The sequence below is a fragment of the Spinactinospora alkalitolerans genome (genome assembly GCF_013408795.1).
Taxonomy (GTDB): domain Bacteria; phylum Actinomycetota; class Actinomycetes; order Streptosporangiales; family Streptosporangiaceae; genus Spinactinospora; species Spinactinospora alkalitolerans.
On the sequence record NZ_JACCCC010000001.1, the window covers coordinates 6,599,360 to 6,623,705 of the forward strand.

The 24,346-nt window shown below is 68.7% G+C and carries 26 protein-coding genes and 1 tRNA gene; 13 read left to right on the forward strand and 14 right to left on the reverse strand.

Features of this window, described 5'->3' with window-relative positions; translation table 11 throughout:
- Positions 1–25: 25 nt before the first annotated feature.
- Together HDA32_RS29650 and HDA32_RS29655 are read right to left on the reverse strand one after the other, a co-directional pair.
- On the reverse strand, positions 26–868 hold the full coding sequence (locus HDA32_RS29650; protein ID WP_179646279.1) for an SAM-dependent methyltransferase: 843 nt from the start codon (positions 866–868) through the stop codon (positions 26–28).
- 692 nt (positions 869–1,560) lie between these two features.
- Positions 1,561–2,571: a LacI family DNA-binding transcriptional regulator gene (locus HDA32_RS29655; protein WP_179646280.1), complete on the reverse strand. Its 1,011-nt coding sequence runs from the start codon at positions 2,569–2,571 to the stop codon at positions 1,561–1,563.
- Between the two features lie 105 nt (positions 2,572–2,676).
- On the opposite strand from HDA32_RS29655, the gene HDA32_RS29660 reads away from it, so the two are divergent.
- The 3 genes from HDA32_RS29660 to HDA32_RS29670 are packed head-to-tail and all read left to right on the forward strand — an operon-like array spanning position 2,677 to position 6,640.
- Positions 2,677–3,975, forward strand: a complete 1,299-nt coding sequence (locus HDA32_RS29660) for an MFS transporter (protein WP_179646281.1) — start codon at positions 2,677–2,679, stop codon at positions 3,973–3,975.
- Between the two features lie 10 nt (positions 3,976–3,985).
- Entirely contained in the window at positions 3,986–5,611 is a 1,626-nt protein-coding gene (locus HDA32_RS29665; protein ID WP_179646282.1) for an amidohydrolase, read from the forward strand.
- A gap of 36 nt (positions 5,612–5,647) precedes the next feature.
- The gene (locus HDA32_RS29670; RefSeq protein WP_179646283.1) at positions 5,648–6,640 is read left to right on the forward strand and encodes a nitrilase-related carbon-nitrogen hydrolase; all 993 of its coding nucleotides are present in this window, start codon (positions 5,648–5,650) and stop codon (positions 6,638–6,640) included.
- A gap of 492 nt (positions 6,641–7,132) precedes the next feature.
- Here HDA32_RS29670 and HDA32_RS29675 read toward each other — a convergent pair whose 3' ends face one another.
- The 3 genes from HDA32_RS29675 to HDA32_RS29685 all read right to left on the reverse strand — a co-directional run bounded on the left by HDA32_RS29675 (position 7,133) and on the right by HDA32_RS29685 (position 7,980).
- Positions 7,133–7,609: an NUDIX hydrolase gene (locus HDA32_RS29675; protein WP_179646284.1), complete on the reverse strand. Its 477-nt coding sequence runs from the start codon at positions 7,607–7,609 to the stop codon at positions 7,133–7,135.
- A gap of 12 nt (positions 7,610–7,621) precedes the next feature.
- A complete protein-coding gene (locus HDA32_RS29680; RefSeq protein ID WP_312863385.1) occupies positions 7,622–7,825 on the reverse strand; it encodes a hypothetical protein in 204 nt (67 codons plus the stop codon).
- A 65-nt stretch (positions 7,826–7,890) separates the two neighbouring features.
- A tRNA-Ser gene (locus HDA32_RS29685) sits at positions 7,891–7,980 on the reverse strand.
- A gap of 154 nt (positions 7,981–8,134) precedes the next feature.
- Between HDA32_RS29685 and HDA32_RS29690 the strand changes: the two genes are divergently transcribed.
- Positions 8,135–8,872 carry an XRE family transcriptional regulator gene (locus HDA32_RS29690; RefSeq protein WP_312863386.1) on the forward strand — a complete coding sequence of 246 codons (738 nt, stop codon included), beginning with the start codon at positions 8,135–8,137 and terminating at the stop codon, positions 8,870–8,872.
- 51 nt (positions 8,873–8,923) lie between these two features.
- Here the strand turns inward: HDA32_RS29690 and HDA32_RS29695 are convergent, their stop codons facing one another.
- From HDA32_RS29695 to HDA32_RS29705, 3 genes are all read right to left on the reverse strand, one after another.
- Positions 8,924–9,808: a TIR domain-containing protein gene (locus HDA32_RS29695; RefSeq protein ID WP_179646285.1), complete on the reverse strand. Its 885-nt coding sequence runs from the start codon at positions 9,806–9,808 to the stop codon at positions 8,924–8,926.
- An 18-nt stretch (positions 9,809–9,826) separates the two neighbouring features.
- Positions 9,827–10,381, reverse strand: a complete 555-nt coding sequence (locus HDA32_RS29700; RefSeq protein ID WP_179646286.1) for a hypothetical protein — start codon at positions 10,379–10,381, stop codon at positions 9,827–9,829.
- A gap of 765 nt (positions 10,382–11,146) precedes the next feature.
- Positions 11,147–11,686, reverse strand: coding sequence for a hypothetical protein (locus HDA32_RS29705; protein WP_179646287.1), 540 nt, complete (start codon positions 11,684–11,686; stop codon positions 11,147–11,149).
- A gap of 140 nt (positions 11,687–11,826) precedes the next feature.
- Between HDA32_RS29705 and HDA32_RS29710 the strand changes: the two genes are divergently transcribed.
- The 3 genes from HDA32_RS29710 (at position 11,827) to HDA32_RS29720 (ending at position 14,341) form a co-directional block, all read left to right on the forward strand.
- A complete protein-coding gene (locus HDA32_RS29710) occupies positions 11,827–12,483 on the forward strand; it encodes a DUF1326 domain-containing protein (protein WP_179646288.1) in 657 nt (218 codons plus the stop codon).
- A 28-nt stretch (positions 12,484–12,511) separates the two neighbouring features.
- Positions 12,512–13,294 (forward strand): DUF2182 domain-containing protein, encoded by a 783-nt coding sequence (locus HDA32_RS29715; RefSeq protein WP_218882653.1) that lies wholly within the window; start codon positions 12,512–12,514, stop codon positions 13,292–13,294.
- Positions 13,295–13,363: 69 nt separating this feature from the next.
- Entirely contained in the window at positions 13,364–14,341 is a 978-nt protein-coding gene (locus HDA32_RS29720; RefSeq protein WP_179646290.1) for an aldo/keto reductase, read from the forward strand.
- A 342-nt stretch (positions 14,342–14,683) separates the two neighbouring features.
- Here the strand turns inward: HDA32_RS29720 and HDA32_RS29730 are convergent, their stop codons facing one another.
- Positions 14,684–15,037 (reverse strand): ArsR/SmtB family transcription factor, encoded by a 354-nt coding sequence (locus tag HDA32_RS29730; protein WP_179646292.1) that lies wholly within the window; start codon positions 15,035–15,037, stop codon positions 14,684–14,686.
- 54 nt (positions 15,038–15,091) lie between these two features.
- Here HDA32_RS29730 and HDA32_RS29735 point away from each other — a divergent pair, with 54 nt between their 5' ends.
- Complete coding sequence (locus tag HDA32_RS29735) at positions 15,092–15,862, forward strand: SDR family NAD(P)-dependent oxidoreductase (protein WP_179646293.1); 771 nt, start codon at positions 15,092–15,094, stop codon at positions 15,860–15,862.
- 291 nt (positions 15,863–16,153) lie between these two features.
- Here HDA32_RS29735 and HDA32_RS29740 read toward each other — a convergent pair whose 3' ends face one another.
- Positions 16,154–16,951 carry a TetR/AcrR family transcriptional regulator C-terminal domain-containing protein gene (locus tag HDA32_RS29740; RefSeq protein WP_179646294.1) on the reverse strand — a complete coding sequence of 266 codons (798 nt, stop codon included), beginning with the start codon at positions 16,949–16,951 and terminating at the stop codon, positions 16,154–16,156.
- Between the two features lie 94 nt (positions 16,952–17,045).
- Here HDA32_RS29740 and HDA32_RS29745 point away from each other — a divergent pair, with 94 nt between their 5' ends.
- Both HDA32_RS29745 and guaD read left to right on the forward strand, forming a co-directional pair.
- The gene (locus HDA32_RS29745) at positions 17,046–17,435 is read left to right on the forward strand and encodes a VOC family protein (protein WP_179646295.1); all 390 of its coding nucleotides are present in this window, start codon (positions 17,046–17,048) and stop codon (positions 17,433–17,435) included.
- Positions 17,436–17,719: 284 nt separating this feature from the next.
- Entirely contained in the window at positions 17,720–19,063 is a 1,344-nt protein-coding gene (gene guaD / locus HDA32_RS29750; RefSeq protein WP_179646296.1) for a guanine deaminase, read from the forward strand.
- Positions 19,064–19,151: 88 nt separating this feature from the next.
- Here guaD and HDA32_RS29755 read toward each other — a convergent pair whose 3' ends face one another.
- Complete coding sequence (locus HDA32_RS29755; protein WP_179646297.1) at positions 19,152–19,328, reverse strand: hypothetical protein; 177 nt, start codon at positions 19,326–19,328, stop codon at positions 19,152–19,154.
- A gap of 487 nt (positions 19,329–19,815) precedes the next feature.
- On the opposite strand from HDA32_RS29755, the gene HDA32_RS29760 reads away from it, so the two are divergent.
- Entirely contained in the window at positions 19,816–20,838 is a 1,023-nt protein-coding gene (locus HDA32_RS29760; RefSeq protein WP_179646298.1) for a sodium:calcium antiporter, read from the forward strand.
- Between the two features lie 144 nt (positions 20,839–20,982).
- Here HDA32_RS29760 and HDA32_RS29765 read toward each other — a convergent pair whose 3' ends face one another.
- The 3 genes from HDA32_RS29765 to HDA32_RS29775 form a co-directional block, all read right to left on the reverse strand.
- The gene (locus HDA32_RS29765; RefSeq protein WP_179646299.1) at positions 20,983–21,945 is read right to left on the reverse strand and encodes a cation diffusion facilitator family transporter; all 963 of its coding nucleotides are present in this window, start codon (positions 21,943–21,945) and stop codon (positions 20,983–20,985) included.
- 225 nt (positions 21,946–22,170) lie between these two features.
- Positions 22,171–22,368, reverse strand: a complete 198-nt coding sequence (locus HDA32_RS29770; protein ID WP_179646300.1) for a DUF397 domain-containing protein — start codon at positions 22,366–22,368, stop codon at positions 22,171–22,173.
- Positions 22,369–22,377: 9 nt separating this feature from the next.
- Positions 22,378–23,214, reverse strand: a complete 837-nt coding sequence (locus tag HDA32_RS29775; protein ID WP_179646301.1) for a helix-turn-helix domain-containing protein — start codon at positions 23,212–23,214, stop codon at positions 22,378–22,380.
- Between the two features lie 230 nt (positions 23,215–23,444).
- Here HDA32_RS29775 and HDA32_RS29780 point away from each other — a divergent pair, with 230 nt between their 5' ends.
- Positions 23,445–23,888, forward strand: coding sequence for a hypothetical protein (locus HDA32_RS29780; protein ID WP_179646302.1), 444 nt, complete (start codon positions 23,445–23,447; stop codon positions 23,886–23,888).
- Positions 23,889–24,263 carry a hypothetical protein gene (locus tag HDA32_RS29785; protein ID WP_179646303.1) on the forward strand — a complete coding sequence of 125 codons (375 nt, stop codon included), beginning with the start codon at positions 23,889–23,891 and terminating at the stop codon, positions 24,261–24,263.
- Positions 24,264–24,346 lie beyond the last annotated feature (83 nt).

The window sequence follows — 24,346 nt, forward strand, 5'->3', positions numbered from 1 at the left end:
CGCCCCGGCTCCGGTCACCGGCGCGTCAGGGCTTGCGGGCGAGTCCGCCGATCTCCCAGATGGGTTCCTCCGGAACGTCGGGGTCGTCGGTGCGCCAGGTCCGGATGTCGACGAATCCCGGTGAAACGGGTTCGAGCCCGTGCCGTTCGATGTAGGCGACGGCCTCTTCCGGGCGCCGGACGCGGCCCCAGCGGCCGTGGGTGGCCTGCAGCACGGTGCCGGTGAGCTGCTCGGCGGCCTCGGCGTCGGTGGAGACGATGTGGGAGTAGGCGACGTAGGAGCCGGAGGGGAGCGCGTCGACCACCTGCCCGATGAGGCCGCCGGGGTCGGGTTCGTCCTTGAGGCAGTGGGTCAGGGCGATGAGGAGCACGCCGACGGGCCGGGAGAAGTCGATCAGCCGTCGGGTGTCGGGGCTGTCGGTGACGGCCTTGGGATCGAGGATGTCGGCGGTGGTGACGGTGGTGTTGGCGTTGTCGGCGAGGATCGCGCGGCCGTGCGCCAGGACGACGGGGTCGTTGTCCACGTAGACCACGCGGGCGTCGGGGTTGGCGCGCTGGGCGATCTGGTGGGTGTTCTCCGCCGTGGGGAGCCCCGACCCGATGTCGAGGAACTGGTCGATGCCCATCTCCGTGCTCATGCAGGTGACGACCCGTGCCAGCCACGCCCGGTTGTCGTGGGCGATCGGGCGGAGTTGCGGGGCGACTTCGAGAAAGGCGCGGCCGGCCTGCCGGTCGGCCTCGAAGTTGTCCTTCCCGTGCAGCATCCAGTCGTAGATTCGCGCCGTGGTGGGGGTGGACACGTCGATGTCGGCGAATCTGGGCTGTGTCGTCCGAGGGAATTCGCGCTGGTCCTCGCCGTCATGCGCCATATAGCAGCCTCTTCCGTACCTCAGGGGGGCAATCGAATCGTATAGCAGGCTGATGCCCGGACAACCGGAAAAGAGGCCGTTTCCACAAGAGTGGACCGGCCTCGATGCGCGGACCCGCCGCGAGGTGACGCCGGCGTCCCCGCATGACCGAAGGGCGAAAGCGGGCCGCGAAGCGGCGACCACGTGAGCTACCTTCTCAGGCGAAGGGATCCGAGGATCCCTCACCGGGAGGGTTCGCATAGCGGCCGAGTGCGGCGATTTTGAAAAGACCGGCGTCTACTCGGGCTCGCGCCGGGCACGGCGGAGCCGTGGACGCAGATCGCTGGCGGCAAGTGGGCCCGCTACCGTCCGCCTTCCCGATAGTCACTTCCCAGGACCGGGCAGCCAGCCGTGACTGCCAGCCTCCATGGGTCCAGATCAGGCGGCATTCGCACGGATCGAAGAAGACTCTCCGCCACTATCACACGCCAGTGGCGCCGGGCCTCGCGGTGCGGCCCGACATGCGTCGTGACCACACCCGGCCAGCCCCGTCACCGTGCACACGCTCATCCGACACGCCGGTGAAGAGCATGTTGATCTGTGTGGTCGCTGCGGGCGGGACTGTTCTGAATGTGTTGACGGTCTCGCGAATGTCAGTGGTGCGCGTGCCGCAACGTCAGTAGTAGAGGGTCACTCTCTCCTGGTGAACCGGGTCAGGATGTGCGAGGCGAGCCGGTGGTCGACGTGCGCACGTACAACTCGATGTCGTGTGCCACGATGGCCGGTGCGCCGTCCCGTGGTGCCTCGTCCCGCAGCACGTCGAGGAGGAGTTCGGCGCAGTGGGCGCCGTGCTCACGCGGGCGCAGATCGACGGCTGTGATGGGGGGCGAATTGAGGCGGTTCGACAGGCTGTCGACATAGGACACGAGCAGCAGGTCCGTCCCTATCACGTACCCCCATCCGCCGAGGATCCCGGCGACGGCCGCCGCGATTTCGTCCTGCGCGCAAACGATGGCATCCGGTTTCTCCGGCCCGTCGAAGAGGTTCTGCAGCGGAGGACCGATAGCGGACGGGTCCGCGATGAAGGGGGCCACGGTGACGGCCGACTTCCTCGCGTGCGCGAGGCACCAGTTTTCGTAAGCGGAGTTGATCTGCCGGGCCCAGGAAGAAGTCTGCGGGGGGGATATCAGAGCAGGCCGCCGTGCGCCCTGAGCATCGAGGTGGTCGAGCACCCGGCCCATCATGGTGTGGTGGTCGGCGGCCACGACCGCCGTGACGGACTCCGGGTTCTCCGGGGCCTCACCGCTGATCACGGGCTTTTCCTGGCCGATGATCCGATGGACGAAGTCGTCATCGTCGAGGGGGTCGACGATGACGTAGCCGCCGACGAGGTCGCGTGCGAGGGCGGAGTCCGACTCTCCTGCGGCCAGGAGGACCACGGGATACTGCGCCGCTCGTGCCCTTTCGGCCGCGCCGAAGGCGAACTCCATGTAGTAGGCGTGCCCGGAGGAGCCGTTGGGGAGGTAAAGGCCGATCGCGCTGGCCCGCCGGGTGCGCAGGTCACGGGCGACCCTGTTCGTTTCGTAGCCGAGAGCCTCGGCGGCCTCCTTGACCCGCGCCCGGGTGGACTCGGCGACACGTCCGTAGCCGCCCAGCGCCGCTGAGGCCGCGGTGCGGGATACGCCCGCGCGAGCCGCAACGTCGATGAGGCGTGGACGAGCCATACCGAGAAGATAACACCGTCCGGGGAGCGGTCGACGCCGCCGGCTTCGGGGCGGGCTCCTCGCCCCTCCGGGGCGTCTTCCCGTGGCACTCGGAAGAGGGGTTGCGTGAATCACACTCCGCCCTTTACGCTTCCACCACTTTGCGGGATCGATCCCGCATGGGCTGGCCTCCGGCTTTCCCGACACCCGGAGCCACGGGAGAGTGCCATGAACCATGCACTTGCGTCGCTGACACCGCGTGTGGTCACCAGTTTCCTCGGCACTTCGGTGATCGCGTACCTCGCGGCCAACCTGGTACCCGTCATCATCGGCGGACTGGTCGCCGACCTCGGCATGAGCGTCACTCAGGCCGGGGCCGTGGCCACCGGCATGTCCCTGGGCACGGCGCTCGCCCTCTTCACCGCGAACAGGTTCGTAGGAACAGGCGACCGGCCGCGAATAGCCCGGGTCGGCCTGCTGACGATCGCCGCCGGATTCGGACTCGCGGCGATGGCATCGCAGGCCGTTCCGGTGACCATCGGCATCGTTCTCGGCGGGATCGGCTGCGGCACCGTGATCGCGGCGGGAACCGCGGCGTCATCCGCCACCGTCGATCCCGATAAGACGACCAGCACGGTGGTGATCGTCAATCGGTTGACCGCCGCACTTCTCCTGGCCATCGTGCCGTTCCTTGGCAACGACCTGCGAAACGTCCTGCTCGTACTGGCCTGTTTCGGAATCGTCGGAACCTGCCTGGCCGGCGCTCTCCCCAACCTGCCCACGAGCACCCCTAAGGTGAGGGGCGCGGATCATCCCTTCGGCGCGTCGGCCATCGCCCTCGCGCTGGTCTTCGGAGCGTGGTCGCTGACCGAGGACATGGTCTATTCGATGACCGAGCACCTAGCGACCGTCCACGTCGGGCTGAGTGCGGGCACGTCGTCGCAGCTGCTCTCGCTGAAGATCGTCGGTGGGCTCGCCGGCGCCCTGCTCACGCCGATCGCGCTCAAGAAGATCGGGCGGTCATGGTCGATCCTGGCCATCCTCGTCGTCAGCACGGTGTGCAAGTTCCTCATCGTCACGTCGACGGACCCGGTCGCCTACGGCGCAGCCCTCATCATCTGGGGCGTCATGTACGGAGCCGTGTTGTCCCTGGTGTTCGGGTTGGCAGCCCGGATGGCGCTGTCCGGCCGGGTCGGCATTCTCGTGCAGAGCGTCTACATCGTCGGGATCGCCTTCGCCCCCGTCGTCGGCGGCGCTCTGATCAGCAGCGTCTCCTATCTCGTGTTCGGCCTGACCGTCGCCGTGCCCAGCGTCATCGCGGGCGTGATCCTGCTGCTGATCTCGCGGCGCAGCGGGGTGAGCGAGTACGGCGGCAGTCAGCAGGACCGTGTGCCCGCTCCCCAATCCGCCGCCAACCCGAATTGAGGTCCTTCCAATGACCGGGAACCCGAACGCCACCGCCGACGCTATCTACCTTGCCGCCCACATCGAGACCTTCGACGAGCACTGCCCCGACGCCCGAGCCGTCGCCGTCCGCGACGGCCGCGTCCTCGCCGTGGGCGGAAACGAGATCCTCGCGGCCTACCGCGGCCCCGGAACGGAGGTCGTCGACTTCGGTGCGGCGGCGATCCTGCCGGGATTCACCGACTCGCACATGCACCCGGTTGCGGGGGTGACCGGGATGGCGAGAGGTGTTGACCTCACCGACGTGCCGACTCTGGACGCCGTCGTCGCGATGCTGCGCGAGGCCGAACCGCTGGGGGAGCAGCAGTGGCTCCTCGGCTGGGGGCTCGATCCGAACGTGTTCGATGGGCCGATGAATGGGCGGGTGTTCGAGCACGCTCTGGAAGGCCGACCCGTCTATCTGCGGCTGCGTGATGCCCATTCCGCTGTGGCCAGTCCCCGCGCGATCGCGCTCGCCGGAATCACCGGTAAGGAGACCTTCCCCGACCGTTCCTCGGTCGAGCTTGCAGACGATGGTGCGCCGAGCGGGCTTCTGCTCGAATCCGGTGCGATGGGGCTGATGGAGCCGGTACTGCCGGAGTTCACCTTCGAACACGATGTCGCCGCGGTCCTCGACGCGCTGCGCGGGATGTCCGCCGGCGGCCTCACCGGCGCACACGTGATGGACTTCGCGGACGGGAGCCGGGAGATACTCGAAGCCATCGAGGCGCGCACGGACCTGCCGGTCCGGCTTCGGCTGTCGCCATGGTGCACCCCCGAGATGGACGAGGCGGACCGGCGGGACCTGCATGAGCTGCAGGGCCTGCACGGGCGGCGCTGGACGGTGGAAGGCGTCAAGTTCTTCGTCGACGGGACCGTCGACAACGGGACGGCGTGGCTCGAACACCCAGACGTCTACGGCGAGAACCAGGAATCAGCTTGGAAAGACCCGCTGCGCTATACGGAGGCGCTGCAGTTCTTCATCCGCGCAGGCGTACCCACGGCGACGCACGCGATCGGTGACGCCGGCGTTCGGCATGCCTTGACGGCGATTGAAGGGGCCGGAGACGCCCGGAACCTCGCCCCGCACCGGATCGAGCACATCGAGACGGCTCCGGACGACATCGTGCAGGCGTTCGCTCGACTCGGTGTCGTCGCGAGCATGCAGCCGGTGCACGCCACCCACCACACCCGGGCGGACCGCACGGACAACTGGTCGGTGCGGCTGGGCGAGGAGCGCTCCGCTCGGGGCTGGCGCTGCCGGGACCTGCGCGACCTCGGCGTCACCTTGGCTCTCGGCTCCGACTGGCCGGTGACCCCGGTCGATCCGCGGGCGATGATGGCCGATGCCCAGCTGCGCCGCCCCGTGGAGCGACCCCAGGTCGCACCGGTACAGCCCGGGCAGGGGCTCACCGCGCTGATGGCGCACGAAGGCTATACGACACACGCCGCCAGGGCGGCCGGCCACGCGGACTTCGAAGGCCGAATCAAAGAGGGGTACTTGGCCGATTTCACCGTGCTCGCGGAGAACCCTTTGCTCCTCTCCCCGGAGCGGCAAGCGGCCAACCCGGTGCGGGCCACCGTCGTCGAAGGCCGTCTCCAGCACTCCGATTTTTAAACGATCGCTTCCCGACCCGCGACAAGGACGTCCCCGATGCAGTCGATCCTCGGAAGATCCCTCCCATCCCCTGCCCGGACCCGCTCGGCGGCCAGGCTGCCGCTGACCGTCGGATTGGTCCAGATCCGCTGGCGCGACACCCCCGCTGAGCACCGGGAGGTGCTGCGCGACGGCGTGCTCACCGCCCGCGACGCCGGGGCGCAGGTCGTCTTCCTCCCGGAGCTGACCTTGTCCCGGTATCCGGCCGATGCCCGGCCCGACGGCACCCCGATGGAGAGAGCGGAGGCCCTACCGGGCGGTCCGACGCACGAGCTGGCCGCTGACCTCGCCGCCGAAGCGGGTATCCCTGTGCACGCGTCGCTGTACGAGCGGGCCGATATGGGCGACGGGCTCGGATACAACACCGCGATCCTGGTGGCGCCCGGAGGGGAGCTGCTCGGCGCGACCCGCAAACTGCACATCCCGCGCACCGCGGGTTACCACGAGGACCACTACTTCCGGCCCGGTCCGGCCGAGCCGAACCCGTATCCCGTGATCGACCTCGCTGCGGACCGGCCGGAACCGGTGCGACTCGGCCTTCCGACCTGCTGGGACGAGTGGTTCCCCGAGGTGGCCCGTGCCTACGCCCTGGCCGGCGCCGACGTCCTCGCCTACCCGACGGCCATCGGCTCCGAGCCCAACCATCCGGATTTCGACACCGAGCCGCTGTGGCGCCAAGTCATCGCGGCCAACGGAATCGCGAACGGCCTGTTCATGGTGGTGCCCAACCGCTGGGGTGAAGAAGGCCTCGTCACCTTCTACGGGTCGTCCTTCGTCTCCGACCCCTACGGCCGGATCCTGGTGCAGGCGCCCCGCGAGGGCGACGCGGCACTCGTCGCCACCCTCGACCTCGAACAGCGCCGGGACTGGCTGGAGCTCTTCCCGTTCCTCGACACCCGTCGGCCCGACACGTACTCTTCGCTGACCGCCGCCTCCGGCCGCCTGACAGGTTCTGCCAGGCGGCCGTGCGCTCCATCATCGACTCGGTGATGTTGAAGACGGCCGCTTGGACGCCTCCGCACCGTACACCTCGGCCAGGTGGGCGAAGACCTCACCGTGGGTCGGATCCGGCTCACTGATGTTTGACGGTCGGGTTCCCGCAGGGAGGTTGGCTGTCGCAGTGCACGTAGCCCGGCGGCACAGCAGGTCTGAGTTCTGGAGATCCGCCCCACTCCCGCGAACGCAGTAGTCGAAGCTCGATGAGAAAACTGCGTCGTTCACCTTGCCGCCGGTGAGCTGGGCTCCACGAAGGACACCTCGCTATTGGTGGACTGGGCGTGGTCGAAGCGGCCCTCGTCCACGCCTTGGCCCCGCCGTAAACGGGCGGGCCGATGGCGCTGCGCCGCACCGGGCCGCGGCTGGGTACTGGGCCCCGCATGGACCTGCTCTCCTGGACCAGTGGCGGGCCCTCGACCGGGCCAGCTGCTTGGCGGCGTGGTCAGGCCCGTCCGCGGTGTCTCAGGAACGGGTAAGCGCGGCCGGCTAGCCGATGTGGGGTGTCTGGTGTCGGTCCAGGTGGTGGCTGATGCGTAGCCGCATTGAGCGGTCCATGTCGTAGTCCGCGATGTCGGCCTTGGGCACCCAGCGGACTTCGCGGGACTCGTCGCTGGGCGTGGGCTCGCCGGAGACGGGGCGCGCGAAGAGGACGATGGAGAACTCCTGGCGGGCCTCGCCGTCGCTCGTGTACAGGATGATGTGTTTGGGGTCGCTGTAGATCCCCGAGATCCCGGTGATCTCGCACTCGATCCCGGTTTCCTCGCGGGTCTCGCGGATCGCGGCCTCGGGAACGGACTCGCCGAGGTCGACGGCTCCGCCGGGGACGGCCCAGTTGCCGTTGTCGGAGCGGCGGATCATCAGGATCTCGTCGCGGTCGTTGGCCACGATCACGTTCACCGAGGGGACGAGGCTGTTGGCTGCCGGGGCCCGGGGGTCGTCGTAGTAGTCGATGCGACGTGCCAAGGTCGCTCTCCTTCAGTCGAGCGGTGCGGATTGGCTCCACACCCGTTCGAAGCTCTCGGCGTAGGTGTTGACCATGCCGCCGCCGACGATCTTGCGCAGGTGCAAGACCGGCGCGTTGGCAGCGGGAGCCCCGTAGACGTGGGTGTTCACGAGCATCTGATCATCGGCGCGGTAGATCGAGTTGTACAGGACCGTGCCGTGAAGACGGAACTCCACCCTCTAAGCCGCGGTAGCCCGTGCCCACTGGGGATCCAGTGGGCACGGGCTACCGCGCGATCGTGCGGAGGGTGTGGGATTTGAACCCACGAGGTCGGGGCTACCGACCTAGCGCTTTTCAAGAGCGCCGCACTCGGCCGCTATGCGAACCCTCCAGTGGGGGACCGCAGGGATCCCCACGCCCAAGATGGTAGCCCACCGATGCAGGCTCCTGCTGCCACGCGACGATCTCCGGATCGATGCCGGCCCGCCTTGCCTCACGTGGAGTGGAAGAGGACGCCGGGGAGGTTCCCGCCGGAGGTCGCCGACGTGAACGAGGTTCTACGCCAGGCACTGGCCGCCGCACGCCTGACTGACACCGAAGCCGCGGCCCGCCTGGGCGTGGACCCCAAGACCGTCCGCCGCTGGATCACCGGCCAGAAGCCCTATCCCCGCCACCGCTGGGCCATCGCCGATCTCGTCGGAGTCCCAGAGGGCAAGCTCTGGCCCGAGACCGAGGCCAAGAAAGCCGAAGTGCCCCCGGCAACCGCGACAGGGACACAGCGCGTCTACCCACACCGCTGGACCGTCCCGCACGAAGTATGGCGCGAGCTCTTCGAGTCTGCCGAGGAGGAGATCGGCGTACTTGTCTACAGCGGCCTTTTCCTAGCAGACGACACAGGAATCCTGCGCCTCTTCGAACGCAAAGCACGCGCCGGAGTCAAAGTGCGCATCCTCCTCGGCGACCCGGACAGCCCACACGTCCGGCAATGGGGAGAGGAAGAGGTTATCGGCGACGCCATGCCGGCCAAAGTCCGCAACGCCCTCGTGCTCTACCGTCCGTTGCTCGGCGTCGAGGGCATCGATCTCCGGCTACACCAAACGGTCCTGTACAACTCGATCTACCGCGCCGATGACCAATTGCTCATCAACCAACACGTCTACGGCGCCCCGGCATCGACCACCCCGGTCTTCCACATCGACGGCCGAGCGAGCCGCGACATGGCAGCAACCTACCTGCAAAGCTTCGAACGCACCTGGAAAGTGGCCAATGACAGTAGTGGCTAGGTCAGCACTGCCGAGCTGGAATTGTGAGAAGAGATGAAACAAACGTGATCTCTACCTCTTGTTGCGGAAATATGATTCGGTGTCAATATCTATTCCTGCGGCCTTGAGCTCTCCCATCAGCTCGAGCTTCCATGCCCCCTTCGCGTCAAGCTCGGTGTAAGCAATCCCGTATGCATCACTAGGAAGCTCAACGCCGTCCTGATAGAGAACGGCAACATTCTCCCTCCCGAGAGATGCAAAAGCGAAGCCAAGTTCGAATATTACGTTTTGTCGTGCACGCAAATTAAAGTCATCAGTGCTTTTCAGGCGGCCTTCGTCGTCGCCTGTAGCGATGACAATTGCGTAAGAAGACTTCTTCATGTGTGTAGAAAACTTTTCAATAATAGTCTGCCCCTTATTTGGCATCTCTGATAGGGTGACAACTTGCGCTGAAGTGATTTCGGAAACGAATCTGTGAACAGTCTCTCGTGAAGAGGTGTCACGCCCATGGATCAAAAATATAGTGGACTTTTCTGGGGACTCTTCCCTCGTATTTGGTTCGTTGTCATTGTCGGCGTTACTAGTTGATTCAGTCGGGACCTCTTCTTCGTAAAGAGAGAGTGAGGACAGGATGGACTCAAGCCGCCTCTTCTTCTCGTCTGCATTATGTAGAAGAAGCGCCATGTTCTCATCGTCAAGAGATTCAAGTGTGTCCAACTTAATGTCTTGAAGAGTTGAGTATTCAGACCTAGGGCTGGATTCAAAGAGTGAGACAGAGGTGAAAGCGCGATCCAAGAGGCGTTTATTGAATTCATCCCAAGTTCTATATGCTGCTAGGAAAGTTTCTCGCTCGGCCTTGCTTGTGTGAGGAGAGTAGCGCCAATTTGAATATCGATCAATAGAATCTTGAATCTCCCGGTGTACATCGTCTCGCGACATTCGAAGCTTAGCTGGCATTTGAATCTCCAAAATCAGTTAGTGTTTAAGCCAGGGAGGGGTCCAGCCGTAGGACTCCGAGAGGTCTTCAATGGAGTCCTGGATGTTGCCGAGATCCGATCCAGAGTAAAGATCTTTTATTCGAGAAGCTAGAACGTCGTTTACTGTTAAATCAGTATCGGGATTGCCGATATCCCTCCTTGCCTCGAGCACGAAGTCAGAGAACAACCTAAGTAGTATAGTCGGGGGTGCCGAATTGAAGCTCGCCTGCATGAAATTATTGAAGCTTCTAACTGCGCCGTCCGAGCCGTAGATGGTGATCCAGGTTCTAAAGTCCAATATTTTCTTGTTTACCTCTTTAAGGTCCAGGTTTTCTCTTCCGTCCTTGTCTAACATCCTTCCAAATACATCAATAGCGGGCTTGTATGTATCATATTTTTTCTCTGAGATCCTAGACTCAAGATCACGAACCCTGCCTGCTTCTAATTCTTTAGTTTTTGTGGTCCGAGCGGAAAGCGCTGCGATTATAGCGGAGACCACGGCAGCTAAAGCCGCTGCAGCAGCGACGGTAAGAGTTACCCATACTGGCGTCATGTGCGTTTTCTTTGCCGAATCTGGCTATATGAGATCAAGGCGCCGGCGTGCTCCCGGCCGGGTGCTCGGGCTGCGGGCTGACGCCCGGTCCCGAGCACCCGGCCGGAGGCACGTGGGGCAGGCCGGTGCCGGAGGAATCCCATCACGGTGTGATTCGCTCCAGCATCGCCAAAATTGACGTTTCCGGCAGGCGATCCGTTGGCCGCATCAGGCCATGGTTGCCGGCGTCCTCAGGTCCCGAGGCACTCGGTCGCGCGGCCCTGACTGTCTGTGCTCAGGCGCCGGCGCGACCGAGCACCTCGGACCGAGGACCGTGGTTGCCCGCCGCTGTGGTTGCCGAGGGCGGGGCGTACCGTGGGTGCCGAAGGTTGCCCCACTCTGCTTCCTCCCGACTCGCCGCGCGGAGCCGACCGAAGAACGGGAATCAGGGAGCGCGGAACATGTGCGGAATGGTTGGAGTCACCGGACCGCCGAAAAGCAAAGTCCGCGCAGGTCAGCATGTGTCCGCTGGTTCAGTGACAGGCGGTCTTGAAAACCGCTAGGTCCTTACGGGGCCTCGTGGGTTCAAATCCCACACCCTCCGCCACCAGCACAGGAAACCCCCGCCGAACAGGCAAGACGTCGGATCGCCGGGGGTTTCCGCGTGTCCAGGGGCAGGGCGGTCGGCGAACACGATCTCCGCCCGCCGACCGGGCGGGTCCGCGGCTGACCGTCCGACGTGTCCATCCCGACCGGCCGCCGCGCCTCCCCGATCGGTCGCTGCGCTCACGCACGGTCGCCCGGAGCGAGGGTGAAGGGGAGCCCGTCGGTCCGGCTGATCGCCTTGCGTGCCGCCTGGTGTCCGGCTCGACGGAAGACGCCGGGGAAGGAGTCGATGATGCTGTGCCGGGCCCGTCGGAGCACCACCCTGGTGGCGATGAGCGGGCGGTCGGCCTCGCCGAGCAGCGGGACGCCCCGGGCGAGCGCGTGGGCGAACGTCCCGGGGGCGTCGGCGTCGCCGGGCGGGAAGCGGAACCGGTGGCCGCGCACGGTCCCCGGTGCGCTCAGCACCATCTCCGTCCACGGCACGCCCGAGAGGGTGAGCAGGACGCCTTCGCCGACCGCGTCGGCGCAGTCCCGCAGCTCCTCCGGCGGCACGGCATCGTCGGCCGACCGGGACCAGTCCACGGCGTCGACGAACTCGAACCCGGGCGCGCCATCGGGCAGCGGCTCGAAGTCCACCGAGACGTCGGCGGTGCCGCCCTGGCAGCTCGGCCGGGCGTAGTGGACCCGGACGCCGCGCACGGCGCGCGGGGGAAACAGCATGCGGCCCAGTGTCGCCGCCCGGCCCCGGCGCGGCAACGCCTTTCTCGACGGCGGAAAGCTCTCCGGTCGTATTCCCAGGTGAGGGGGTGCGGGAGGACAATCGGAGGGTAGTCCGTTTCGGCGCACATCGGGGGGACGCCATGACTACTCCCACGGCCCAGAAATGGCACCTCAAGGGCGACTGGTTCGACGCGTGCAAATGCGAGGTCCCGTGCCCCTGCTCGTTCGCCCGGCCGCCGACCTACGGCGACTGCGACGGCGTCCTGCTGTGGCACGTCCGCGAGGGCGACTACGGCGGCACCCGGCTCGACGGCCTCAACGTCGCGATGCTCGGCTCGTTCACCGGCAACGTGTGGAGTGGTGCCACCGACCGCTACGCCGCCGTCTTCATCGACGAGCGCGCCGACGAGAAACAGCGCGAAGCGCTGCAGACCATCTTCGGCGGCGAGGCCGGCGGCTGGCCGGCGCAGTTCGGCGCGATGTTCGACCCCGAGATGAGGGGAATGGAGTACGCCCCGATCGAGGCCTCGATCGCCGACGACCTCGCCGCGTGGAGCGTGCGGGTGCCGGGCAGGGCCGAGGCCGTGGTCGAGGCGCTGACCGGCCCGACCGCCGCGGAGGGCGCGCGGGTGCAGGTGCACAACCTCCCCGGGGCCGAGGTGGGGCCGGGGCAGGGCGCCGCGACCTGGGGCATGGCCACCACCGACCGCGCCGACGCCTTCGGCTTCCAATGGGACCGCTCCGGCCGCTCCAGCAAGCTCATCCCGTTCGACTGGTCCGGGCCGGACGGGTCCTGAGGTGGTCCGGCGGACGCAGGTGCGCGGCGTGCCCCCGCCGCGCACGTGGTCGAGGGCCGAGCTGCTCCTGGCCGGGACCCTGCTCGCGCTGGCGGCGGCCGCCTGGCTGCTCACCGGCGGCCTGGCCATGCCCGGCATGCGGATGGGGATCCTCACCGGGGCGCACCCGATGGAGCCGGATCCGCGGTCGCCGCTGATCGCCTTCGGCCTGTTCCTGCTCACCTGGGTCGTGATGATGGCGGCGATGATGCTGCCCGGCATCGCCCCGTTCATGGTGGGGGTCAGCCGGCTCATCAGGGCGCGCGCCAGACCCGGCACCCTGCCCGCGTTGACGGTCGGCTACCTGCTCGTGTGGGGTGCGGTCGGGGTACTCGGTTACCTCGTCGTGCGCGGATTCGACGCCGTCGCCATGGGAGGGGACGCGATCGCCGTGCGCGCGGGGGCCGCCGTGCTGCTCATCGCTGGCGCCTACCAGTTCACGCCGCTCAAGCGGTGGTGCCTGGTGCGCTGCCGGTCGCCGCTGGCGCTGGTCGTCAGGTACGCGGACCAGGCCGTCCGGAGCAGGAGAGGGGCGCTGCTGGTCGGCGTCGGCCACGGCGGCTACTGCCTCGGCTGCTGCTGGGCGCTGATGGCGGTCCTGCTGGCCGCGGGGGTGATGAGCCTGGCCTGGATGGCCGGCATCGCCGCGGTGATCGTGGTGGAGAAGGTCCTGCCCGGCGGTGAGCTGTTCGGCCGCGCGTTCGGCGCGCTGCTGGCCGGCATGGGCGCGCTCCTGCTGGTCGCGCCCGGACTGGTGACGGCGGCGGCGTAGCGGCCGCGTTCGCCGATCGAATGGGAGCGCTTCCAGGCGGATCGGCGCGCGGGCGTAGGATCGGTCCCCATGGAGAAACGCAAGCTCGGTAGGACCGGCAGGGACGTCGGCGCGGTGGGGTTCGGCGCGTGGCAGATCGGCGCCTCGTGGGGCGACGTCAGCGAGGACGACGCGCTGACGGCGCTGCGCGCGGCGGTCGACGCCGGCGTCACCTTCATCGACACCGCCGACGTGTACGGCGACGGCCGCAGCGAGCGGCTGGTCGGGCGAGTGCTCAAGGAGCATCCCGAACTGACGGTGGCCACGAAGATGGGGCGGCGCGTCGACCAGGAGTCCGCCGCCTACAACCCGGAGAACTTCCGGGCCTGGAACGACCGCTCCCGCGCCAACCTGGGCGTGGACACCATCGACCTGGTGCAGCTGCACTGCCCGCCCACGGCCGTGTACTCGGTCGACGCGGTGTTCGACGACCTGGACGCGATGGTCGCCGAGGGGCGCATCCGCGCCTACGGGGTGAGCGTGGAGACCTGCGCCCAGGCCCTGGCCGCCATCGAGCGCCCGGGCGTGGCCGGCGTGCAGATCATCCTGAACGCGTTCCGCCACAAGCCCCTGGAGGAGGTGCTGCCCGCGGCCCGCTCGGCCGGGGTCGGCATCATCGCCCGGGTCCCGCTGGCCAGCGGCCTGCTCTCGGGCAGGTACACCGCCGTCACCACGTTCGCCGACGACGACCACCGCACCTTCAACCGCGCCGGCGAGGCCTTCGACGTGGGCGAGACGTTCTCCGGCGTGGACTACGAGACCGGCCTGGCCGCGGTGGAGCGCATCCGGGAGCTGATCCCCGAAGGTATGACCATGGCCCAGTTCGCGCTGCGCTGGATCCTGGACCAGCCGGGCGTGAGCACGGTGATCCCGGGCGCCCGCAACGCCGAGCAGGCGCGCGGCAACGCCGCGGCCGCCGGGTTCGCCCCGCTGCCCGAGTCGGTGCACGCCGCGGTGCGCGACATCTACGACGAGCTGGTCCGCCCCCAGGTGCACCACCGCTGGTGACCGCGGACGGGTGGGTCCGCATCGGCGGTCGGCCACCGGTGCCGCGCCGCGTAGAACGGCCCCTCGAAACCCGTGTTCCGAGGGGCCGCCGCATGTCTTGGCACAGGACTCCACGTCCGCGGGGAACGCGCGCCGTTCTCGGCCGGGAACGAGAGGTGTCCGAGGTCGGGGCTGCGCGAGTCCCGGACATCGACCGTGCCGGACTTCGGTGCTCGGACCGCGACACAGCTGCCCGCGGGCACTGCGAGTACTGAGGTCTGCGGAAGCCGCGTGGCCCGGGTTCTCTCGCCGGCGCTTCTTGGCCTTATCGGGCTTATTCGAGCGATTTCGACCCCCGCAAGGTCAAGATCGGCGGGACTGGTCGGCCGCGCTCACCTCGTCGCCGGTCCCGTCGGCCTCGGCGGCGGCCAGCAGCGCGGCCAGCACCCCGGGGAACCGATCGTCGAGGTCGGCCCGGCGCAGCCGGACGAAGCAGCGGGTGCCCTCCTGGCGGGTCCGCGTGACCCCGGCGTCGCGCAACACCTTCAGGTGGTGGCTCAGCGTGGACTTGGCGACGGGCGCGCGCAGCTCCCCCCACCCCCGCTCCCGGTCGTCGGAGAGCACCCGCACCAGTCCGATCCGGACGGGGTCGCCGAGTGCGGTCAGCAGGCGCGTCAGCGTGATCTCGGCGATGTCGGGGTGGCGCTGCTCCTTCATGTTCCCATGATAACTTCATTCGGTATTCGATGAACTTCGAACGAAGGAGTCACCGTGAGCGCAGCAGAACCGGCGGCCGGCGACCTCGCCGGCCGGGCCGCGATCGTGACCGGGGCCGGATCCGGGATCGGGCGCGCCACCGCCGTCGCGTTCGCCCGGGCCGGAGCCGACGTCCTCGGCGTGGGGCGCCGGGCCGAGGCCCTCGCGGACACCGCGCGGCTGCACCCGGGCATCACCGCCTTCCCCGCCGACCTCCGGGAGGAGGACGCGGCCGAATCGGTCGTCGGCGCCGCGGTCGAGCGGTGGGGCCGGGTCGACGTGCTGGTGAACAACGCGGGGGCGACCGCCCCGATGCCGCTGGCCGAGGTCACGGCCTCGCGCGTCGCCGACCTGATGGGCCTCAACGTCACCGCGCCCAGCCTGCTCGCCCGCGCCGCGCTGGAGCACCTGCGGGCCTCGCGGGGCGCGATCGTGAACGTGTCCAGCACCTACGGGCACCGCCCCATGCCGGGCGCCGCCCACTACGCCGCCTCAAAGGCCGCGCTGGAGCAGCTCACCCGCAGCTGGGCGCTGGAACTGGCTCCGCACCGGATCCGGGTCAACGCCGTCGCCCCCGGCCCCACCGAGAGCGAGGCCCTCGCGGCCGCAGGTCTGCCCGACGACGCGATCGAGCGGATCAAGAGCGACGAGGCCGACCGCATCCCGCTGGGGCGGCGCGGCGAGCCGGTCGAGGTCGCCGCCTGGATCCTGCGCCTGGCCGACGCGCACACGGCCTGGTTGACCGGCCAGATCCTTACGGTCGACGGAGGACTTGAGCTGACCTGACTCGGCTGTCGTCCCGGCGGTCTTGACCTCCACAAGGTCGACTCGGGTCTCAACCTCGGCCACCGGGGGTCTTTGACATCAGCCCCGGGTGGGATCCGCGGTGACTGGACGACGGTGCACGCCGTCCCCGGCCTCAGGGGGTCTTGTGACCTCAGCCGCAGGTGGGATCCGCGGTGACTGGGCGATCCTCTCGCGTGGCCGAAGGCCCCTGGACAGAAATCGCCCACCCGCACGCCATCCCTCCTGGGGCGGGCCTTCACAACCCCCGGTGATCGAGGTTGAATCTCAAGGTCAAGGTCGGCGGGACTGGTCGGTCCCGCTGCCCGCGCGCGCGTCGATGAGGGCGCCGAGGCCGTCGAGGACGCGGCGGAGCCCGAACTCGTAGGCGTGGTCGGGGCCGTAGGCCCCCTGGTGGGCGGCTCCGGCGGCGCCGCCCACGCGCGCGGCGACGGGGTACCTGGTCTCGTCGAACACCCGGGCGAGCAGTGGTTGGTTGGCCTCCCACCACTGCTCGTCGTCCATGGCGCTGTCGTGCCGGGCGCCGCGCACGTCGGCCGCCATCCTGGCCGTGGTCTGGACGAAGCCGAGCAGGTAGGTGAGGGCGGCGTCCATCTCGACGTCGGTGAGCCCCAGCCCGTCGAACGCCGCGAGCTCGTGCTCGTACTTGGCCATGACGCCGGGCCCCAGCGGCGGCCGCACGGTCGAGACCCGAGCGGCCCAGGGGTGCCGCTCGAACAGCTCCCGGTTCTCGCGCGCCACCCCCTCGACCCGCGCGCGCCACGGTTCGCCGGTCCGGTCGGTGCGCGGCATCCGGCCGTAGACGGTGTCGAGCATGAGGTCCAGGAGCTCGGCCTTGCCGGGCACGTAGGTGTAGAGCGACATGGGGACGACGCCGAGGGCCTGGGCGACCTTGCGCATCGTCACCGACTCCAGGCCGGCCTCGTCGGCGATCCCGATCGCCGCGTCGACGACCTCGTCGACCGTGCGCCCCTGCCTGGGGCCGCGCCCCGACGTGCCGCGGCCGGGCTCCCGCCACAGCAGCTCCAGGGTACGGGCGGGATCGCCTGCGCTACTGCGTTCGATGGGCACGGGAACATTTTCGCACACAGAACGTTGTACCTAGTACTCTGTACTTCGTACATCGATTGCTCGTCCCACCCGCGAACACCCGAGGAGCCCCACCGTGCAGGTCACTTCTTCCGCCGTGTCGCTGACCGTCGACGACGTCGCCGCGTCCAGCGCGTTCTTCACCACCCACTTCGGCTTCCGCGAGGTGATGGCGGCCGACGGCTTCGCCTCCCTCGGCCGCGACGACGCCGCCATGAGCGTCGTCCTGCTCAGGCGCGGCATCGAGGTCCTGCCCGAGGGCTTCCGCGACCGGCACGCCGACGGGATCATCGTCGCCTTCGTCGTCACCGACCTCGCCGCGGAGGAGGCCCGCCTGCGCGGCGAGGGGGTCGCCATCACCATGCCGCTGCGGGAGGAGCCGTGGGGCGAGCGGCTGTTCCAGGTCACCGACCCCAACGGCGTCGTCGTCCAGCTCGTCGAGTGGGCCACCCCCGAAGGCGGCTGACCGCCCGCCCCGCCGCGGCCGCGCCACCCGGTGCGGCCGCAGCGGGGCACCACCGCCGACCGGCCCGCCGGCACCTTCGGCCCGGCCCGGTCGACCCGCCCCGGTCCGCCCCGGTCCGCCCCGGTCCGGCCACGGGGGGGAACGGCTCCCGTCCGGTTCCGGTGTTCACCGCCGCCTCCCGGCTCCGATCGTTACGCTTGGTAGTGGATCGGCACTGTCCGTGCCGACGAGGGGATCGCCGATCCGCGGCGCGATCACCGCGCCGCGGTCGAAGGGGAGGGCCGATGACCGGAACCAGCGGTGACGCACGCGCCGCAACGACCGCCGTGCGCGGGGAACTGATCTACTTCCGCGACGACCCCTTTCTGGTGGGCCCCGAGGCGGCCTTCGTGCACGAACCCGATGGGCTGCTGATCTGCTCGGACGGGCTGATCCACGCCGTCGGCCCGTACAGCGAGACCAGGGACCGGCTCCCGGACGGCGTCGAGCCCGCCCACTACCCCGGGTGCCTGATCTCCGCCGGCTTCATCGACACCCACGTCCACTACGTGCAGACCGAGATCATCGGGGCCTTCGGCGAGCAGTTGATCGACTGGCTCAACGAGTTCACCTTCGTCGCCGAGCAGCGCTTCGACGACCCCGAGTACTGCGGGAAGGTCGCCGAGGTCTTCTGCGACGCGCTGCTGCGCAACGGCACCACCAGCGCGCTGACCTTCTGCGCGACCTACCCGCTGTCGGTGGACTGCCTGTTCGCCGAGACCGAGCGGCGGGGGATGCGGATGATCGCCGGCAAGGTGCTCATGGACCGCAACGCCCCCGAGGACCTGCTCGACACCCCGCAGAGGGCATACGAGCGGTCCAAGGGGCTGATCGAGAAGTGGCACGGCCGCGGGCGCGCCATGTACGCGATCACGCCGCGGTTCGCCCCGACCAGCACCCCCGAGCAGTTGGCGGCAGCGGGCACCCTGTGGAAGGAGCACCCGGGGACCTACGTGCACAGCCACGTCTCGGAGAACACCGACGAGATCGCGTGGGTCAAGGAGCTCTTCCCCGAGCGAAAGGGCTACCTGGACGTCTACGACCACCACGGCCTGCTCGGGCCGCGCGCGATGTACGCGCACGGCGTGCACCTCACCGAGGACGAGTTCGCCCGCTGCCACGAGACCGGCACGGCGCTCTCCCACTGCCCCACGTCGAACCTGTTCCTCGGGTCGGGCCTGTTCAGCCTCAGCTCGGCCAAGGACCCCGGGCGCCCCGTGTACGTCGGCCTCGGCACCGACATCGGGGCGGGGACCAGTTTCTCGATGCTGGTCACGATGAACGAGGCCTACAAGGTCGCCGCGCTGGGCGGCTACCCCGTCCCGGCGCTCAGGGCCTTCTACCTCGCCACCCTGGGCGGCGCCAGGGCGCTGGGCCTCGACGACAGGATCGGCACGCTGGCCCCGGGGCGCGAGGCCGACTTCGTCGTGCTCGACCCGCGCGCCACCCCGCTGATGGAGTTCCGCACCCAGCGGGCGGAGTCGATCGAGGAGACGATGTTCGTCCTGTCGATCATGGGCGACGACCGGGCGGTCCGGGCGACCTATGTCGCCGGCCGGCTCGCCCACGAGAGGCAGCGGGGGCGGTGACGCGGCGCGGGCCGGCCCCGGCCGCCGCCCGCCGCGCCTTGCGAAGCGGCCGGGGCGTCGGGGACCGGCCCCGGCCGGAGGGAAGGCGTCAGCGCACCGCCTCCCGCGCGCCGTCGCGCTGGGTCGGGATCCCCGCGGCGCGGATCGCCCGGAACATCTCGCCCACCCACTTCGGGTGCGGATCCTGGTCGAGCACGGACAGCACGTGTTCGAGCAGGTCGTCGTCGCTCAATGCCGTCCAGTCGACATCAGAGCACTCGCCCATTGGTCACTCCCCGGGGTCGGTTGGCCGGTTGTCTCTCCGCCATCCCTGCAGGGACTCGCCGTGGGTGCCGTGGCAGCGCGGCGCCCATGGCGTCCACGCATCAGCCTCCCCGGATCACGGGACGTAAACATCCCGATGGCCGGAACCGGCACGACCTTTTGGGTCATCGACGCCGTCACCTGGACGGACGCGCCGCTCAGCCGGGGGTCGGCCCGCGTGCCGCCGCGGGCCGGACCCCGGCCGATGGCCGATGGCGGCCACCCTTGGTGATCGCGCGGCGCGCACCCGGCGCACCCGGCGCACCCGGTGCGGCGCCGGAGGGCCGGGCGTCGGGGTACGGGGGTCCGCCGGAGCCGGTGCCCGCGTGGGCATGGAGCGCCGTCTCTCGGGCAGCAGGCGAAAAGGAGGGCCGCCCGATCGCAGGGGGAGCGGCCTTTCGCGTGCGAGGCGATGCCCGTCGGCGGGCGCCGGGAAGCGAGGAGAAGCGATGCAGGACATGCCGGTGTGGCTCAGCGCCGTGACGCTCGTGGTCGCGGCGGTGGTGCTGATCGTGGGCGGCGGACCGTTCACCCGGCTCGTCGACCGGCTCGCCGACCGGACCGGGTGGGGCGAGACCATGGCCGGCATCATCCTCATCGGCGCCGTGACCGCGCTGCCCGGGCTCATCACCAGCGTCCTCGGCGCCGTGCGCGGGGAGGCGGTCTTCGCGATGAACAACGCGCTGGGCGGGATCGCGTTGCAGACCACCTTCATCGCGCTCGCCGACCTGTTCTACCGGCGCGCCAACCTCGAACACGCCGCGGCCTCGCTGCCGAACCTGCTGGCCCCGGTCGGCCTGTCCACCATGTTCGGCATCGTGCTCATCGCCGGTGCGGGCCCGCAGATCACCGTGGCCGGAGTGCACCCGGCCTCGCTGGTGCTGATCTTCGTCTACTGGTACTGGCTCCGGCTGTCCCGGCACGTCGGCAACAACCCGATGTGGCGGGTCGAACCCACCCGCTTCACCCGGCACGACGAACCGGACCCCGCGGCCGAGCGCCCGGACGAGTCCTTGCGCGCCATGTGGCTCAAGTTCGCCGTGCTGGCCGCGGTCGTGGCCGTCACCGGCTACGTCATCGGCGAGGCCGGGCTCTCCGTGGCCGAGCAGACGGGACTGTCCGGCGGCTTCGTCGGCGCCGTCATCACCGGTGTGGTCACCTCGATGCCCGAGCTCGTCACCGTGCTCTACGCCGTGCGGATCCGGGCGCTGCACCTGGCCATCGGCGACATCATCGGCGGCAACGGCTTCGACATGCTGTTCCTGTCGGCCTCCGACATCGTCTACCGCGAGGGCTCTATCTACGCCGCCGTCAACCGAGAGGTCCTCCTGGTCATCGGCCTCGGCGTGGTCCTCAACCTGCTCGTCGCCGCCGGGCTGATCCGCCGCCAGCGCGAGGGGATCGGCTTCGAGGGGGTGGCGATGTTCGCCGTCTACGCCATCGGGCTGGTCTTCCTCGCCATGATCGGCTGATCGAACTCTGACCGCTGCGTTCGCGGACGAGGCGGGAACGCCGGGGCCCGGATCCGCTGTGCCGCAGGCGGCTTGTGCGCACCGCGACAGCCGACCCCCTGTGCGAACCCGACCGTCGAACGCCGGTGAGAGGCCGCCGGCCTCCTACAGCGGCGTCGTCCCGGACGCCGGCTCGTCGGGGTCCGCCGACGGGCTGCCCCGCAGGATGTCGGGTTCCAGGTAGATCAACCGGGCGATCGGGACGGCCTCACGGATCCGCGCCTCGGCGCCGTTGACGGCCCGCGCGACGTCGGCGGCCGTGTCGTCGTGGTCGATCGCGACCTTGGCCGCCACCAGCAGCTCCTCCGGGCCCAGGTGCATGGTCCGCATGTGGATGAGGGTGCTTCCGCGCTCACCGGCCGCGATCGCCCGCTCGATCAGCCGGGTGTGCTCGCGGGTGGCGGACTCGCCGATCAGCAGGCTCTTCGTCTCCAGCGCGAGCACGACGGCGATCACCACCAGCAGGATCCCGATCGCGGCGGTTCCCAGACCGTCCCAGACGCCGTTGCCGGTGATCAGGGTCATGCTCACGCCGATGAGCGCGAAGACCAGGCCGAACAGCGCACCGGTGTCCTCCAGCAGGATGACCGGAAGCTCCGGGGACCTGGAGTTGCGGACGAACCGCACCCAGCTCGCGTTGCCGCGCACGGCGTTGGACTCCTTGACCGCGGTCCGCAGCGCCATCGACTCCAGGGCGATCGCCACCAGCAGCACCACGATCGGCACCCAGTGCCAACTGGTGATCGGGTGCGGATCGCTGAGCTTGTGCCACGCCTCGTACAGCGCGAACAGCCCGCCCAGGCTGAACAGCACGATCGAGACGATGAACGCGTAGATGTAGCGCTCCCTGCCGTAGCCGAACGGGTGCTCCGGCGTCGCCTGCCGCCGGGCGCGCCTGCCGCCGATCAGCAGCAGCGCCTGGTTGCCGGAGTCGGCGACCGAGTGGATCGACTCGGCCAGCATGGACGAGGAGCCCGTCAGCAGGTAGGCCACGAATTTGGTGACGGCGATCCCCATGTTGGCGACCAGCGCGGTCACCACCGCCTTCGTGCTTCCCTCGGCGCTCATGGCCGGTCCCCCTCCGCCTTCGTCGAGAACACGGCAACGACCTTACGCCCACCCGTTCCGGTGCGGGACCGCGGACGACGCGCCCGCCTGCCGCAGGTCAAATGGGCGCGCGCCGGATGCGCTGCCTGGTGGGCGGTTCCGCAGCGGGGTAGCATGAGCGCGGGAATAGGTTGTGTGAGGCCCCCGGCGTCGCCGGGGGTCTCACGCTGTCTTGCGGACAGCCGCCTACAGGGCGCCGTTTTTGAGGTCGCTGATGAACGCCTGCCACTCTGTGGCGGCGAACGCCAGGTGACCGCACTCAGGCTTCTTTGAGTCGCGGACAGCGGCTCCATGTTCGAAGCGGGCAACCTCGACGCAGTTGTTGCGGTCGCTGTAGCTCGACTTGCAGAACTGCAGGCTGTCGTTTGGGAACAGGTTGGTCATCTCGGCTTCCTAGAGCAGGTCCTTCAGCATCTGAAGTGATGCGTCCGGATAACGCGCTGATGTCCTTACATGATCGAAGAGACGCCGGTAACGGTCCACCTCTTCCGGCTCCTCCAGGTAGAGCCCATCGGTGTCGGTTTCCAGGTAGACCACGGGGTTCACGAATTCGGCGAAGTCCAGGACCACGAACGGTCCTCTGACTCCAGCATGCATCCCGGAAGCGAAGGGCAGGACCTGAATCGTCACCGTATTGTCGGCTTCGGCGACATCGATCAGATGCTGAACCTGCTCTCGAAACGCCTCTTCGGCAGATCGGAACCTCAGTAGCGCCGCCTCGTCGATGACAGCCCAGAGCTCAGGGCTGTTCGCGCGGTCCAGGATCGCCTGACGCCGCTTGCGTGTCTCAAGTACGCGGTCGATGTCCAGCGGGTTCCGGCGAAGCAGGGCCCGCATCATCAGTTCGACGTAGCCGGGCGACTGCAGTAGTCCGGGGATGATGGCCAGCTCGTAGGTGTGGATGCTTCGGGCCTCGGCTTCGAACGCCGGAAAGTCATCCGTGAAGATGTCGCTGTACTTCGACCACCAGCCGCGCTCGCGTGCTTGCCGGGTGAGGTCGAGGACCGCCTCGCGACGACGCTCATCGGTAACGCCATAGATGTCCAGCAGCCCTTTGATCTCCATGACGGTCGGGCGCAGACGCACGCCGGTTTCGATGTTGCTGATCTTGCCCATCGACCACTCGGTGGCGTTCGCGACGTCCTCAACGGTCATGCTCGCGTCTTGGCGAGCTCGCTTCAGCTCTGCGGACAGGCGTCGGCGGCGGATGGACTGCCGCTGTTCGGCCATGTTCTCTCCTGGGCTTTGACCTGCTTCTCGGATGCTACGGGCGGACCGTGAAGTACGCGAATCGCTCATGGATGAAGCTTCCAGACATGAAGTGGCTATGGCTGATGAAAATTTTTATGAACAAGCTTTACATGAAAGCTTGAAACCATGAAGCTTCAGAGTAACGATGGGTGAGCAACCTATTCCCCGGCCGGACCTCCCATCCGGCCTCGCTCCCGAGGAGTTCGCCCATGCGACTCATCCGGACCCTCTACGCGTCCCTGTTCGAGGCGCGGCGGCGTCCGAACCAGCCGCCCCCGCGCCACGCCCGCACCCCATGGCCCCCGGTGCCCCGGGCAAGCCGTAAGAGCCCGGTCCCCGAACCGAGGCCCAAAGAGCGGCGGGCCAAGCGCCCCCGCTCCTACGCCGCCGCGCCGGTGGCGGTGCCCGACTCCGACCGGTTCGGCGAGCTCGGCGCACGCCACCGGCACCGCTGGCACCTGGCCTACGCCCCCGGCCAGGCCGCGCCGTACCAGGCCCACCACCGCGCCAGGACCGGCATCGTGCTGGCCGCCGGCGACCCCGACACCCTCGACTTCGCGCTGACCGCGTTCACGCCGCCGTCCTATGTCCGCCCCTACCTCGACCACCGCCCCGCCCGCGGGCGGCGGCCGATCACGGCCGGGGTGATCTGAATGCTCGACCTCACCCCCGATGAGGCCCGCCTGCTGCGCACCATGGCCGACGACATCGTCGAAGGCACCCAGGACCGCGCCTACTGGCTCGGCGGCGCCCGCGACACCTCCGTGGCGATCCTGCGCCGGATCGCCCAATGGCTCGGCGACACCTGCGACCAGCACCGCCCCGCTCAGGAAGGACCCGGCCCCGAACAGCGGCCCCTCACCTGCATACGCCCCGTCGGCCACACCGGACGCCACCTCGACGCCCACGGCCAAAGCTGGCAACAGCGCTGCGACGAATGCGGGCAGACACCCCCGAAGACCCCGGCAACCCGCACCACACGAGCAGGGCGGCGGCCCCGCCCCCGTCCCCCGCTCATCCACCCATGAGACCGCCGCGCCCCGGCAAACCTCCCCACCCACCCGCCGGGGCACGGCCCAACGGAGTCCCCGGAAGAAAAGGCCGGGCACCC